This is a genomic window from Saccharothrix sp. ST-888 (assembly GCF_000955975.1).
In the GTDB taxonomy this organism is placed as follows: domain Bacteria; phylum Actinomycetota; class Actinomycetes; order Streptomycetales; family Streptomycetaceae; genus Kitasatospora.
This window is the reverse complement of the sequence record NZ_JYJF01000144.1, coordinates 1-14080: the sequence shown is the minus strand read 5'-3', so window position 1 is coordinate 14080 and position 14080 is coordinate 1. Positions and strand designations below refer to the sequence as shown.

General features: G+C 70.2%; 14 protein-coding genes and 1 pseudogene. 12 read left to right on the top strand and 3 right to left on the bottom strand.

Going from position 1 to position 14080, the window contains the following annotated elements:
* Positions 1–176 precede the first annotated feature (176 nt).
* Entirely contained in the window at positions 177–941 is a 765-nt protein-coding gene (locus UK12_RS29820) for an SDR family oxidoreductase (RefSeq protein ID WP_045306313.1), read from the top strand.
* A gap of 104 nt (positions 942–1045) precedes the next feature.
* Here the strand turns inward: UK12_RS29820 and UK12_RS29815 are convergent, their stop codons facing one another.
* The gene (locus UK12_RS29815; protein ID WP_231591442.1) at positions 1046–1951 is read right to left on the bottom strand and encodes a ScbA/BarX family gamma-butyrolactone biosynthesis protein; all 906 of its coding nucleotides are present in this window, start codon (positions 1949–1951) and stop codon (positions 1046–1048) included.
* A gap of 246 nt (positions 1952–2197) precedes the next feature.
* On the opposite strand from UK12_RS29815, the gene UK12_RS29810 reads away from it, so the two are divergent.
* A complete protein-coding gene (locus tag UK12_RS29810; RefSeq protein WP_045306311.1) occupies positions 2198–2854 on the top strand; it encodes a ScbR family autoregulator-binding transcription factor in 657 nt (218 codons plus the stop codon).
* 84 nt (positions 2855–2938) lie between these two features.
* Here the strand turns inward: UK12_RS29810 and UK12_RS29805 are convergent, their stop codons facing one another.
* Positions 2939–3649, bottom strand: coding sequence for a ScbR family autoregulator-binding transcription factor (locus UK12_RS29805; RefSeq protein ID WP_052682276.1), 711 nt, complete (start codon positions 3647–3649; stop codon positions 2939–2941).
* A 364-nt stretch (positions 3650–4013) separates the two neighbouring features.
* Between UK12_RS29805 and UK12_RS29800 the strand changes: the two genes are divergently transcribed.
* Positions 4014–5180, top strand: coding sequence for an IS701 family transposase (locus UK12_RS29800; protein ID WP_197085272.1), 1167 nt, complete (start codon positions 4014–4016; stop codon positions 5178–5180).
* 393 nt (positions 5181–5573) lie between these two features.
* Here the strand turns inward: UK12_RS29800 and UK12_RS29795 are convergent, their stop codons facing one another.
* A complete protein-coding gene (locus UK12_RS29795; protein ID WP_045306309.1) occupies positions 5574–6449 on the bottom strand; it encodes a shikimate dehydrogenase in 876 nt (291 codons plus the stop codon).
* 363 nt (positions 6450–6812) lie between these two features.
* On the opposite strand from UK12_RS29795, the gene UK12_RS29790 reads away from it, so the two are divergent.
* The 9 genes and pseudogenes from UK12_RS29790 to UK12_RS29755 all read left to right on the top strand — a co-directional run.
* Positions 6813–8297 carry a multicopper oxidase family protein gene (locus UK12_RS29790; RefSeq protein WP_045306308.1) on the top strand — a complete coding sequence of 495 codons (1485 nt, stop codon included), beginning with the start codon at positions 6813–6815 and terminating at the stop codon, positions 8295–8297.
* Positions 8298–8469: 172 nt separating this feature from the next.
* Positions 8470–9084, top strand: a complete 615-nt coding sequence (wrbA, locus tag UK12_RS29785; RefSeq protein ID WP_045306307.1) for an NAD(P)H:quinone oxidoreductase — start codon at positions 8470–8472, stop codon at positions 9082–9084.
* A 229-nt stretch (positions 9085–9313) separates the two neighbouring features.
* Complete coding sequence (locus UK12_RS29780) at positions 9314–9769, top strand: AtaL-like protein (protein ID WP_197085271.1); 456 nt, start codon at positions 9314–9316, stop codon at positions 9767–9769.
* Between the two features lie 85 nt (positions 9770–9854).
* Positions 9855–10622 (top strand): SDR family NAD(P)-dependent oxidoreductase, encoded by a 768-nt coding sequence (locus UK12_RS29775; RefSeq protein WP_045306306.1) that lies wholly within the window; start codon positions 9855–9857, stop codon positions 10620–10622.
* Positions 10622–10864, top strand: coding sequence for a transaldolase family protein (locus UK12_RS41745; protein WP_197085270.1), 243 nt, complete (start codon positions 10622–10624; stop codon positions 10862–10864). Before UK12_RS29775 ends, UK12_RS41745 begins: the two co-directional genes overlap by 1 nt.
* A pseudogene (locus UK12_RS41740) lies at positions 10780–11118 on the top strand (transaldolase family protein); the annotation flags it as partial. The gene UK12_RS41745 and the pseudogene UK12_RS41740, both read left to right, overlap by 85 nt.
* An 80-nt stretch (positions 11119–11198) precedes the next feature.
* Complete coding sequence (gene aroA / locus UK12_RS29765) at positions 11199–12452, top strand: 3-phosphoshikimate 1-carboxyvinyltransferase (protein WP_045306305.1); 1254 nt, start codon at positions 11199–11201, stop codon at positions 12450–12452.
* A gap of 163 nt (positions 12453–12615) precedes the next feature.
* Positions 12616–13812 (top strand): 3-hydroxybenzoate 6-monooxygenase, encoded by a 1197-nt coding sequence (locus tag UK12_RS29760; protein WP_045306304.1) that lies wholly within the window; start codon positions 12616–12618, stop codon positions 13810–13812.
* A partial coding sequence (locus UK12_RS29755; protein ID WP_045306303.1) for a chorismate synthase occupies positions 13809–14080 on the top strand: 272 nt, incomplete at its 3' end. The genes UK12_RS29760 and UK12_RS29755, both read left to right, overlap by 4 nt.

Below are 14080 nucleotides of genomic sequence, written 5' to 3'. Positions count from 1 at the left end.
ACCCGACCGGCCACGAACCCGACCGGCCACGAACCCGACCGGCCACGAACCCGACCGGCCACGAACCCGACCGGCCACGAACCCGACCGGCCACGAACCTGGCAGGCCGCAGACCTCGGGCCACGACTCCGTGGTGTGATCGCCGGGGTGATCACCGAGACGGAAGGGGGCGCTCCGTGGGGGCACTCGACGGGAAGACCGCGCTCGTCACCGGGGCGAGCCGCGGAATCGGCCGAGGCATCGCACGGCGTCTGGCCCAGGACGGTGCCCTCGTCGCCGTGCACTACGGCGGCAGTGAGGCGGCGGCCGACGAGACCGTCGCTCTGATCGAGCAGGCCGGCGGCCGCGCCTTCCCGGTCTGCGCCGAACTCGGTGTTCCCGACGACGTCGAGACGCTCTACGCCCGCTTCGACGCGGCACTCGACGGCCTCGGCGTGCGCCCCGGCCTCGACATCCTGGTCAACAACGCCGGCATCAGTGTCCCCGCCGGCATCGGCGAGGTGACCCCGGAGAACTTCGACCGGCTGGTCGCGGTCAATGCCAAGGCCCCGCTCTTCCTCGTCCAGCAGGGCCTGCCCCGGTTGCGGGACGGGGGGAGGATCGTCAACGTCTCCTCGGCAGCCACCAGGATCGCCTTCCCCGAGGGGGTGGCGTACGCGATGACCAAGGGTGCGCTGGAGACTCTCACCCTGGCGCTGGCCAAGGAGTTGGGCAGCCGAGGGATCACGGTCAACGCGGTGGCCCCGGGCTTCGTGGCCACGGATATGAACGCCCGTCGACGGACGACTCCCGAGGCGGTCGCGGTGCTGGAGGAGTACTCGGCCTTCAAACGGCTCGGTCAGGTCGAGGATGTGGCGGACATTGTCACCTTCCTCGCCTCGGACGGCTCCCGCTGGATCACCGGGCAGCGGATCGACGCGAGTGGTGGATCCCGGCTCTGACCCGGGTGCGGGCGTTCTGCCCGGCCTCCATGACGAGGGTGCCGGCTCGATGACCGAGCCGGCACCCTCTCGTCCTTCCGCTCCTGCGGTGTCCCGCCGGGGTGTCACACGGTGACGGCAACCCGTGCGGGCACCGAGACCGTGGCGGTGAAGACCGTCTGGTCGAACTGCTCACCGCGGACGGTCAACTGCCGGACGGCCGGGTCCGTCGTGGTCACCTCTTGGGCCTCGATCCAGCAGGGCGCGTCGTACTCCACGAACCGGGTGAAGCAGCTGTCCACCGAGGTGATCGTTTCGGTCTCCGGCGCCAGGATCCTGGCCGCCTGACGGGCCGCCTCGATGAGTACCATCCCGGGGAGGTGGTCGTTGGGGTGGTCGAAGAGGATCGGGTGCCGGACGTCCGCTCGCAACAGCCAGCGCTGCGGGACCCCGGTGGGGGCGAGCACGACGTCGGAGTCCACCCGGCGGCCGACAAGCGCGGGTTCCACCGGCGCGGGTAGCGCCGGTGAGCTCGGCTGCGCCAGCAGACGGCCGCCGCGTATTCGGTGGTAGACGGCCGGCCTGAGGAAGCTGGCGCGGGTCCGGGCGGTTGCCGCCCGGACGCCGTCGCGCAGGAACTCGGCCTCGTAGCAGACGGCGCTCAGCTGGCGCCCGCTGTGCCGGAGGTCGGTGGCGGTGACCGTCAGCTCCAGGTCGGCCGGCGTCCTCCCGACCTCCAGTCCCCGCAGATCGGTGTCGAAGTCCAACGTCTCCAGCAGGAAATAGCTGTCCATCGGTACGCCGAACTCGGCATGAGCAAGTAAGGTACCGACCTGTCGGATGGTTTCTGCGATGAGCACGGGGTCATGGTGAATGCCGTCAGGAGATGTGAAGAAACTGTGGCCTCTGGGCCACTGCGCGGAGGCGCTGAAGCGAGTGCTGTCGAGTCGGAACCAGCGAGTCAGCAGGACCTCGGCCACGGCGGCGCGGTGGACGAGTTCCTTGGGGACAGTGGCAGTGAAGTGCGTCATTGCCGCGGGCAGCCGGGTCGGACTGTAGCCAAAGGGTGGACTGAACAGCGCGCAGTCTGGAGCTGCAGCGACGGATGGCGACTCGATCATGTCCCCTCCCCCGAGGATCACGAAGAGTGTGGGTCAGGGCCCTCATGGCCCTGCGGTCACAATACAGGTCAGCCGGTTTATTTGTGAGTCGTTCCGCCGCTCAATCTTGTGGCAAGAGGCGGGACGCGGTGCAGTGAGTACGACAGGAGAGCCCTGATGGCACAACAGGAGCGCGCGATCCGCACGCGCCAGGTGATCTTGCAGGGGGCTGCGGAAGTCTTCGACGAGTTCGGTTACGACGCGGCATCCATCAAGCAGATCCTCGCGAGGGTGCAGGTGACGAAGGGTGCGCTGTACTTCCACTTCCCCTCCAAGGAGGCGCTGGCCAGAGGGGTGATGCAGGAGCAGACCCTGCACCTCCGCTTGGCTCAGAACGCCTCCAAGCTACAGCAGTTGGTGGATGTCACGATGGCCGTGGCGCATGCTCTGCCGGGGGACGCGATGCTGCGGGCCGGGGTCAGGCTCGCCCTGGAGCGCGGGTCGGTGGACTTCACCGACAGCAATCCGCTGCTCGCCTGGGCCGACGTCTGCGGGGGCCTGGTCGAGGAGGCCAAGGCGCAGGGCGAGACGCTGCCCCAGGTCGACGCCAAGGAGACCGCTGAGCTGGTGGTCGGCTGTTTCAACGGTATCCAGTCGTTCTCCCAGGTCGTCTCCGGAATGGCGGATCTGGAGCGGCGCATCTCGATCCTGTGGCAGCACCTCCTGCCATGCGTGGCGACACCGTCCACGCTGGCGCGGTTGGACACGGCGCCGGGCCGGGGGGCTCGCGCCTTGCTCCCGCCGGAAGACGGCGGCAGCGAGCTGTTCCAGTAGGAAGCGTTCCGGTTGAGGGCGCGACGTGTAGCGCGTCGCGCCCTCTCGCTTGTCATGTCCGGTGCGCGAAAGCGGAGTTGGACCCTAGGCGGGTGTGGCGTCCAGCCGGGAACAGCCCGCCGTGCCCGGCTCGGGGGACATGGCGTCCGGAGCCGGAAACGGCGGGTCCGGTTCGAGGTTCGACCCCGAGGCGTCCAGCCGAGCCAGCTCCTCGGGCGGCACCAGGGCCGGGAGCACGGCCCGCCAGAGCCGGGTGATCACCTCGCGGTCCAGCCACTGCGAGTCCTGCCGTGCCAGCACCTCGACGCCCGTCACGGCGGCGGCGAGCAGGGTGGCCGTCACCTCCACCGGGGCGTCCGTGCGAACCTCCCGCCGGTCGGCCGCGCGCTTCAGCAGCAGCCGCACCATCAGCACCCAACTGGTCTGGGGCGATGGGCAGATGGACGCATCCAGGCCGGGGTCGCCGGTCAGCCGGAGGCCGGCCCTGAACACCACGTCGTCATCGACCCTGCGGGCCAGGCCGTGGCACAGGTCGATCAGGTACTGGATGGTCGAGCCGCCCGACCCGCGGGCCTCGCGGATGCTCTCCCGCAGCCCGTCCCGGGAGCCGGCCAGGACCGCCTCCGCCAGCTGCTCCTTGGAGCCGAAGTGGAAGTACAGGGCGCCCTTCGACATGCCCGAGAGCCTGGTGACGTCCCCCAGTCCGGTCATCGTGTAGCCGTCGGCGTCGAAGGAGGCGGCGGCGGCCTCAACCAGTAACTGCCTGGTGCGTTCGGCCCGTTCCTGGCGGGGCATGGCCTCTCCCTCGTGCTGGGCGGCCGGGCGGCGGAGGTGGGTGGCCGGCCGGGTTGCAGAGCCCGTCACTCCGCTGTACGGCCGGCTGCCGCTCGGTTGCGGGTGACGCAGATGTGCGTGTACGGCAGCTTAACAAACCAACTGTGCGGTATCACGCTCTTCCGGGCAGGTTCTCCGAATCTCCATAAAGGTTCTGACGAAGTATTCAAAACCAACCAGTCGGTTCGGTATCGTGACTCCCTGCCAGCACCACACGTCTGGCCTCCCGGCGTCACGCCCGGAGGTGCGAGTGCAACCGCAGAAGAGGGGGACGGGGGCTGTGGAGCGGATCGAGAAGGATGTTCCGGACAGAATCTGGGGGGACGTGGCGGACGACTTCGTCACGGATTTCTCCCGCCGGATGCTCGCCTCACTGAAGCGCCGTGACCAGCGGGCCCGTGGAGAGTGGTACATCTCCGGGCTGCTGTCGGTGCCGGGGCGCAAGTCGATGCGAGCGCTCGCCTCCGTGGCCGGTTACGGCGCTGCCGAGCAGAGCCTGCACCACTTCATCAGCGACTCCTCGTGGTCCTGGGACAAGGTCAGGTACACGCTGGCCCGCCACTTGGACCGCGTGGTGCTGCCGCAGGCCTGGGTGCTGAGCTCGATGGCCGTCCCGAAGGCCGGTGCGCACTCCGTCGGAGTCGAGGAGTCCTTCCGCACCGAGCTCGGACGGGTCGTCAACAGCCAGCAGGCGTACGGGGTGTGGCTCGCCAACGAGGACATGAGCGCCCCGGTGAACTGGGGGCTCTTCCTGCCCCCGGGGTGGCTGGACAACGAGGAGCGCCGCCGGCGCGCCAAGATACCGGACGAGGTGGCCGCGGCCAGCCCCGAACTGTGCGCCGTCAACACCGTGGTGGAACTCGCCGGCCCGGACTGGGGCCTGCGCCGCCGCCCGGCCGTGCTGGACGCCCGCGAACTGGACGCCACCGCGCTGGTCGAGGAGTTCACCCGCCGGGGCGTGCCCTTCGTGATGCGGGTCGGCGGTGCCACCAGGCTGGTCGGCTTCGACCTCAGTCTGCCGGGCCGTGGCGAACGGCTCTTCCAGGCGCAGCAGTTGATCGAGTGGGCGAAGCGGTTCTCCCGGCCGGTGGGCTGGGTCGACCCGGACTACTCGATCACCCGCTCGATCCTGGTCAGCGGCACCCGGGTGACCATGCCCTCGATCCGCCGCCCCGGTTCGCCCGGTCTGCCCGAGCGGGCGCTGACCCTGGTCGGCGGCTGGTCGGGGTCCAAGGGGCAGCCGCCGGAGCTGTGGCTCTCCAACATGGTGGAGGTGCCGCCGGTGGCGCTGCTGCGCCTGGGCCGGCTCACCCGCCGGGTGGCCAAGGACTTCTCCGAGGTCAGCGCCAAGGTCGGGATGCGCGACTTCGAGGGCCGCAGCTACGCGGGCTGGCACCGCCACGCGACCCTGTGCTCGGTCGCCCACGCGATCTCGGTCCTCTCCTCGGCCCGCCGCCAGGGCTTCGACAAGTCCCAGGAACTCTCCGCCTAGCGGCCCTGCGGACCAGCCGGACCAGGGGCACGGGGAGTTGCGCACATCGGAGGAGAACACGGTCGGCCCGGCCCGCTCGCGGCCACCCCGCGGGGGCGACGGCCTGCCGGACCAGGGGCGCGGGGAACCGCGTGCATCGGAGAGCGCCGGGCCGCGCCGGCCCGTGGGGGAGCAGAGCGCATCGCTCCACCGGGGGCCGGCGAGGTGCAGCCGGCCCACCGGGCCCGCTCGAAGGCGGTCGCGCACGTCCCCGCGCCCCGCCGGGGTCCGCCCCGGCCTCGAAAGCGCGGTTCCCCCGAGACCTGTCCCCGAAAGGCCCGTCCCTGAAAGGCCGGTTCCCTCAAGATCCGTCCCCGAAAGCCCGGCCGCTGGAGGCCGCCCTCGGCGGACGGCTCAGCCCGCGCGGCGGGCCAGTTCGGTCTGTCCGGCCTCGCGCATGGCGTCCACCGGTACGTCGCTCCGCCCGGTGATCAACTCGACCTGCCGGGCGGCCTGGTGGACCAGCATCGACAGCCCGTCCACCACCGTGCTGCCGGCGAACCCGGCGGCCTTGGCGAGCCGGGTCGGCCAGGCCGAGGGGACCACGTCCAGGACTGCCGCCCGTGAGTGCACGATCGCGGCCGCGTACGGATCGGCGGCCCCGGCCGGCAGTGTCGAGATGACCAGCCCGGCGCTGTGCAGCAGTTCGTCGAGCCGGTCGAAGGTGTGGACGTCCACGGCCATGCCCAGTCGTCCGGCCGCCGCGGCGGCCTCGGCCGCGCGCCGTTGTTCCCGGACCACCAGGCTGGGTTCCCTGATCCCGAGGTCGCGCAGGGCGGCGAGGGCCGAGGAGGCGGTGGCGCCGCCGCCCAGCACCAGGGCCGAGGCGGGGGTGTCCACCCCGGCCTCGCGCAGTGCGAGGGTGATCCCGTGGGCGTCGGTGTTGTCGCCGAAGCTGCGGCCCTTGCGGAAGACGACCGTGTTCACGCCGCCGACGTCCAGCGCGAGATCGGTGACGTCGTCGAGCCACGGCAGGGCGGCGCGCTTGAGCGGCATGGCGAGCGTGAGACCGGCCCAGGTGCCGTTCCGGGCGTCGAGCATCCCGTACAGCGTGGTTTCGTCGCACTCGATCGCCTCGAAGCCCCAGTTGAGGCCCATGGCCGCGTAGGCGGCCCGGTGCAGGGTGGGTGAGAGGGACTGGTCGACCGGGGAGCCGAGCACCGCCGCGCGGGTGGCTGCCTGGCGGGACAACCTCGTGTGGTCCACCACTGACTTGTGATCTGCACGCATGGTCGGTGGTACTCCTTCTGCAGAGGTGGGGACGGGGTCGGACTGGGTTCGACCCGCCATCTCCCCCTGGTGCTTCTCAGCTTAGGCAGCCGGTCGCTCTCCTAAAGGAACGCGTTGACACAGAGTCATCTCTGTCTGCGATTCGACACATATCCTGCCGTACTCCATCAGATTACGAGGGCCTCGCAGGCCCCCTCCGCCGTGTCCCCGACGACTCTGTTTAACAAGGAATTGTCATGGCGTTTCACACATCTGACACGATCAGCCATGGACGGTTGATCGAATCTTCACAACCTCTGCATGGTTTCGGCCTGGCCGACTGGATCCAGCCGGTCGTGGCTGACGCAGGAGGAACGGGGAGCGATGCTGTCACGGAGAAATGCCCTCAAAGCCGGCGTGACCACCGGGATGGTCGGTGGCGCGGGTCTGCTGGTGCCGTACCTGCCGCACGCCGCGGCCGACACCAGCGGCACCGCGGACGCCGGTACGCCCGGACCCACCGCGACCGGTACGGTGCCGCCCGCGGTGATCCCGCAGTTCGCCGTCCCGCTGACCGTTCCGCCGGTGCTCTCCCCGACCTCCACGTCGGCCACCACGGACTACTACACGGTGACGATGCAGAAGGCGTACACCACGATCGTCCCCGGGACGAAGACCGAGGTGTACACCTACAACGGCAGCTTCCCCGGGCCGACCATCAAGGCCAGGTTCCAGCGGCGGGTGGTGGTCAAGCAGATCAACAACCTCGGCACCCCGGTCTCGGTCCACCTGCACGGCGGCAACGTCCCGCAGGACAGCGACGGTTCGCCGATGAACCTGATCGCTCCCGGCGGGGCGAGGAACTACACCTACCCGAACGACCAGGACAACGCGACGCTCTGGATCCACGACCACGCCCACCACATGGAGTCCGAGAACGTCTACCGGGGCCTGACCTCGCTGTACCTGCTCTGCGACGACCTGGAGCGCTCGCTCCCGCTGCCCGGCGGGGAGTACGACGTCCCGCTGATCCTGCGCGACGGCCGGTTCGGCGCCAACGGCCAGTTGATCTACGAGCTGGACGACCACCTGCTGCGCAACACCATCCTGGTGAACGGCCGCCCGTGGCCCTACTTCCAGGTGGCGGCGCGCAAGTACCGCTTCCGGATCCTGAACGGCAGCAACTCGCGGATCTTCTCGCTGGCGCTGTCCGACGGCACCTCGTTCGTGCAGATCGGTTCGGACGGCGGCCTGCTGGAGAAGCCGAACGCCACCGCCAACCTGATGCTCTCGCCGGGCGAGCGCGCCGATGTGGTGATCGACTTCTCCAGGTACCCGATCGGCACCCGGCTGGTGCTGACCAACCCCGGGATGCCGGGGCCGCCGGAGATCGGCCAGGTGCTGCGCTTCGACGTCACCCGCACCGCGCCCGACCCGAGCGAAGTTCCGGACCGGCTCGGCGAGTTGGCGGCTCCGCAGCTCGCAACCGTGAACCGCAGCTTCGTCCTGCGGATGGACGAGGACGGCCGGCCGAACGCCGCCGCCTACATCAACGACAAGACCTACGACGCCAACCGGATCGACACCCAGATCGCCTGGGGCACCACCGAGGTCTGGACGGTCAGCAACGCCAACCAGTATGCGCCGCACAACTTCCACCTGCACCAGGTGCAGTTCCGGGTGCTGGAGCGCAACGGGAAGGCCCCCGACCCGTCCGAGGGCGGCCTCAAGGACACCGTCCGGCTCTTCCCCGGAGAGGCCGTCAAACTGCTGATCACCTTCGACAGTTACGAGGGCGTCTACCCCTACCACTGCCACCTCTTCGACCACGGGGCGATGGGGATGATGGGCAACATGCAGATCAGCTGAACGGGCGCCGTGCCCCAGGTGCCGGCCGGCCCAAGTCCCTTGCTTCCGCAGGGCGGAAGCAAGGTGATGAAGTCACCGCGGCAGGTTTGCCGGTCCCCGCCGGGGCGGGCGACAGTCGAGCGAGGACTTCTCTGCATCCGTCCATCAGTTACACCCGAAATGGAGTGCGGACGTGACCAACGTCGCCGTCATCTACTACTCGTCCACCGGGCACACCCACACCCTGGCCGCGGCGGCTGCGGAGGCCGCCGAGAAGGCCGGCGCCGAGGTCCGTCTGCGCAAGGTCCGCGAGCTCGCCCCCGAGGGCGCGATCGCGAGCAACCAGGCCTGGGCCGAGCACGTCGCCGCCACCGCCGACGTCGAGGAGGCCACCCTGGCCGACCTGGAGTGGGCGGACGTCATCCTGTTCGGCACCCCGACCCGCTTCGGTCTGCCGGCCGCTCAGCTCAAGCAGTTCATCGACACCGCCGGCGGCCTGTGGTTCCAGGGCAAGCTGGTGAACAAGGTGGCCTCCTCCTTCGTCTCCACCAGCCAGGTCCACGGCGGCCAGGAGAGCACCCTGCTGGCCCTCAACAACACCTTCTACCACTGGGGCGCGATCATCGTGGCCCCGGGCTGGGCGGACCCGATCCAGTTCGCCGAGAGCAACGGCAACCCCTACGGTGCCAGCCACGTCTCGAACAACACCAACCCGCCCGGCGAGGAGAACATCGGCTCGGTCGAGTTCCAGGCCCGCCGCGCGGTCGAGATCGCCACGGCGCTGAAGATCGGCCTGCAGGCCGCCTGATCCGCCGCACCCGCTCCACGCGCAAGGGGATTCCGGTTCGCCGGAGTCCTCTTGCGCCGTTTTCGGCCCGCACCGCTTCTCCGGTGGACATCGCGAGCAGCTGACGAAGTCGACCAAGGCCTGTTGCCGCATTCGCCCCGGCTGGCGCAGAGTTTTACCGGAAAAGGATTCCGGCGGGTTCGGCAGGGGGAGTTCGATGTCGGCGATGGTGATCTCCTGGGATGTTCCGGTGAATACCGGCAGCGCTCAGGACACGGCGCGGATAACCGCGATCCAGCTCTGGGAACAGCTCCTCCGCAAAGCCGAGAATCCGGTCCCGTACGTCCCCGCGATCACCGAGTGCACGATTCTGGACCGCTTTCCCGGTGGTTTCACCCGGGAGATCGTCCGGGACGGCAGCTGGGTGTTCCAGCGGGTCGAGATCGAACCGGGCGAGTCGATCGTCTACCACCAGCCGGGCGACCCGGACGTCGAATCCATCGTCAACCAGGTGGGCCGGGACGACGACGGCGGCCCGACGCTGACCATTTCCGTGAACCTCGCCCCGGAGGGCATCGAGAAGATGATCCGGGAGAGCCGGTTCCTCGAGGCCACCGATGCCTATTTCACCGACGCGCTGCGGGCAGTGGTCGATGAGATCCGGGCCACCGCGGGTGAACTCACCGGTCTGCCCGCAGCGGCGTGACACCGCCCGCGCTCGTCTTCGGGCGCTCCTGACCCGCGCCCCGCGGAGCGCGCACAGCACCAGCCCCCATCACAGGAGGAACCTGATGACCGCACGATTCGCCGGCAAGGTCGCCCTGGTCACCGGAGGCGGCACCGGCATCGGCCGGGCCACCGCGCTGGCCTTCGCCCGTGAGGGTGCCACGGTGATGGTGGCCGGGCGAGAACCATACGAGCTGATGGAGACCGTCGGGCTGATCGAGAAGGAGGGCGGCGTCGTCGACGCCATCCCCGCCGACGTCACCCACAGCATGGACGTCATGAAGGTGATCCGCACCACCGTCGAACGCCACGGCCGCCTGGACATCGCCTTCAACAACACCGGCGCCAGGGGCAACCCGAGCCCGCTCGCCGAGGTCTGCGAGGCCGCCTGGGGCGACCTGCTCTCCGCCAACCTGACGGCGGTCTGGCAGCTGATGAAGCACGAGATCGCCTTCATGAAGGACAACGGCGGCGGCGTCATCATCAACACCGCGGCCAACGTCGGCCTGCACGCCCGCAACACCGGCTTCGGCGCCTTCGCCGCCTCCACCGCGGCGCTCTCCACCCTGACCAGCGCCGCCGCCCAGGAGTACATTGCCGACGGCATCCGGATCAACGCGATCAGCCCCGGCTCGGTCGACCCCGAGCTGGAGCGCAGTCTCGCCGAGCAGGCCGTGCCGGCCGGGCCCGCCACCTGGGCCGGTGCCGACCTGCCGACCGACCGGATCGCCAAGACCGACGAGGTCGCCTCCACCATCCTCTGGCTGGCCAGCGACGACGCCGCCTTCGTGGTCGGGCACGACATGGTGCTCGACGTCGCGGTCACCTTCTGATGAGTGACATCCTGCGCAGACTGTCCCGCGAAGGCGTGTCGGTCTGGCTCGACGACATCAGCCGGGAACGGCTGGCCGGCGGAGGGCTCGCGCGACTGGTCCGCGAGCGCCACGTGGTCGGGGTCACCTCCAACCCGACCATCTTCGCCCAGGCCCTGGCGTCCGCCCGCAGCGCCTGCTCTGGGCCTCCACCGGCGTCAAGGACCCCGGCTACCCCGACACCAGGTACGTGGACGAGCTGATCGCCCCGGACACCGTGAACACCATGCCGGAGGCCACCCTGGACGCGGTCGCCGACCACGGCCGGGTGCTGTGCCGCCACCGGATGGAGCGGTACTACGCCGACGCCCAGCGGGTGAGGGACTACCTGAACTGGTTCGAGATCTCCTACCCGGAGCTGCTCGAAACCCTGGAGCAGGACGGCCTGGAGAGGTTCGACACCTCCTGGGCCGAGCTGCTGGACGAGATCGCCGTCCAGCTCGACAAGCGCCGCTGAGAACCGCCGGCCGGCCGTTGCCGGAACCGCGCAGACCGCAGCCAGACCGAGGACCGCAGAGCGATGACCGGAGCCAAGCCGTGACAGGTAAGACCGCCAGGATCCCCGGGTCGAAGAGCATCACCAACCGGGTGCTGCTGCTCGCCGCAGCGGCCACCGGCCGCACCCGGCTGCTCGACCCGCTGGAGAGCGACGACACCGTCGCCTTCCGCACCGCGCTCACCGACATCGGTCTGGACGTCACCGTGGACGGCGCCCACTGGGAGGTCCAGGGCTGCGGCCACGGACCGGCGGGCCCGGCCCGGATCTGGTGCAACGACGCGGGCACCGCCGCCCGCTTCCTGCCGGTCCTCGCGGCCACCGGCGACGGCGAGTTCCTCTTCGAGGGCTCCGCCCAGCTGACCGCCCGCCCGCTGGGCCCGCTCACCCGGGCCCTGGCCGAACTCGGCGCCGAGGTCGAGGCGGGCCCCGGCGGCGGCCTGCCGCTGCGGATCGCCGCCCGAGGACTGCGCGGCGGCGACCTCCGGCTGGACTCCTCCACCAGCAGCCAGTACCTGACCGGCCTGCTGCTCTCCGCCCCGCTGATGCAGGAGCCGCTGACCGTCACCGTCTCCGGCCTGGTCTCCCGCCCGTACATCGAGATGACCATCGCCCTGATCCGCCGCTTCGGCGGCCAGGTGACGGCCACTCAGAACCCGGACGGCGAGCTGGTGCTGCGGGTCGGCACCGGCGGCTACACCGCGACCGAGCTGCGGATCGAGCCGGACGCCTCCACCGCCTCGTACGTCTTCGCCGCCGCGGCGATCACCGGGGAGCGGGTGACCGTACCCCACCTGGGCCGCGGCAGCCTCCAGGGCGACCTGCACTTCGTCGACGTGCTGGCCAAGGCGGGCGCCCGGGTGGAGATCGGCGAGGACGCCACCACCGTCACCGGCGGCGGGCAGCTGCGCGGCGGCTTCGAGGCCGACATGGGGGACATCTCCGACACCTTCATGACCATGGCCGCGATCGCCCCGCTCGCCGACGCGCCGATCACCATCCACGGCATCGCCCACGCCCGGCTGAAGGAGTCCGACCGGATCGCCGCCGTCGCCCAGAACCTGCGCGCCCTCGGCATCCGGGTGGAGGAGGGTCCGGACCGGATCACCGTCCACCCGGGCACCCCGGGTCCGGCCACCATCGCCTGCCACCGCGACCACCGCATCGCGATGGCCTTCTCGGTGCTCGGCCTCCGGTCCCCGGGCATCGTCCTCGACGACCCCCACTGCGTGGCCAAGACCTTCCCCGACTTCCACCACGAACTCCGGCGCCTCTTCGGAGATCAGGCCCGCTAGCGCGATCCGCCGGTCCCGGCAGGACGAAGTCGCCTTCCGCTCCGCGCAGTTCCCGCGCCCCGGCGGGGTGGGCCCTGCCCCCGGGAGCCCGCACGGCCGACCCCCCAAGCCCACGATTCGCCGGCCACCGGCCGGACGACACACGAGAGGAACACGAGCCAGGATGGCGAAGATAGTCATTGCCGGCGGCGGCATCGGCGGGCTGGCGACCGCGCTCAGCATCTCCCGCCAGGGCCACCGGGTGGTGGTGCTGGAGTCCCGCGACACCTTCACCGAGATCGGCGCGGGCATCCAGCTGGGCCCGAACGCCTTCTACGCCCTCGACCGGCTCGGAGTCGGCGACGAGGTCCGCGAACGCGCCGTCTTCATCGACGAGTTGCGCTTCATGGACGGTACGACCAGCGAGCAGGTCGCCTCCATGCCGCTCACCGGCGACTACCGCACCCGCTTCGGCAACCCGTACGCGGTGGTCCACCGGATCGACATCTACGAGCCGCTGCTGGACGCCTGCCGCGCCCTGGACACCGTCGAGCTGCGCACCGACGCCAAGCTGACCCACTACTCGCAGGACGCCTCCGGCGTCACCGCCCACCTCGCCTCGGGCGAGGAGGTCCGCGGCGACGCCCTGATCGGTGCGGACGGCATCAACTCCTATGTCCGCAAGCAGATGATCGGCGACGGCTACCCGAAGGTCTCGGGCCACACCATCTACCGCTCGGTGATCCCGATGGAGAAGGTGCCCGAGGAGCTGCGCTGGAACACCGTCACCCTGTGGGCCGGGCCGAAGTGGCACTTCGTCCACTACCCGATCGGCAGCGGCAAGTACTTCAACCTGGCCGCCACCCGGGACGACGCCGCGACCGAGGCCGTGATCGGCAAGCCGGTGGAGAAGGACTTCGTACTGAACGAGTTCCCCGACCTCGGTGAAATCCCGCGCCAGCTCCTGGAGTTGGGCGAGGACTGGAAGTCCTGGGTGCTCTGCGACCGCGACCCGGTCGAGAAGTGGACCGACGGCCGGGTGGTCCTGATCGGCGACGCCGCGCACCCGATGCTCCAGTACGCCGCCCAGGGCGCCTGCCAGGCCCTGGAGGACGCGGTCTGGCTCGGCGACCTGGTCGGCACCGACCCGGCCGACTTCGAGCAGCGCTTCGAGAAGTTCAACGGCGAGCGCAGCGAGCGCACCGGCGCCACCCAGCTGACCGCCCGCGAGATGGGCAGGCAGCTCTACCACCCGATCGGCGCGGCGGCGAAGGAGCGCAACGCCATGCTCTCCGCCTTCACCCCCGAGGAGCTGTACCAGAAGGTCGAGTGGCTGCACGGCGGCAAGGCCGGCCTGCCCCTCGACGGCGAAGGCCGATGACCGTGGGCAGTCTGCGCTGGCTGACGGCGGGGGAGTCGCACGGTCCCGCACTGGTCGCGACGCTGGAGGGTCTGCCGGCCGGGGTGCCGGTGACCACCGCGATGGTGGCGGATGCGCTGGCCCGGCGGCGGCTCGGTTACGGCCGGGGTGCCCGGATGAAGTTCGAGCGGGACGAGGTCACGTTTCTCGGTGGTGTCCGGCACGGGCTGACGATGGGCAGTCCGGTGGCGGTGATGGTGGGCAACACCGAGTGGCCGAAGTGGGAGCT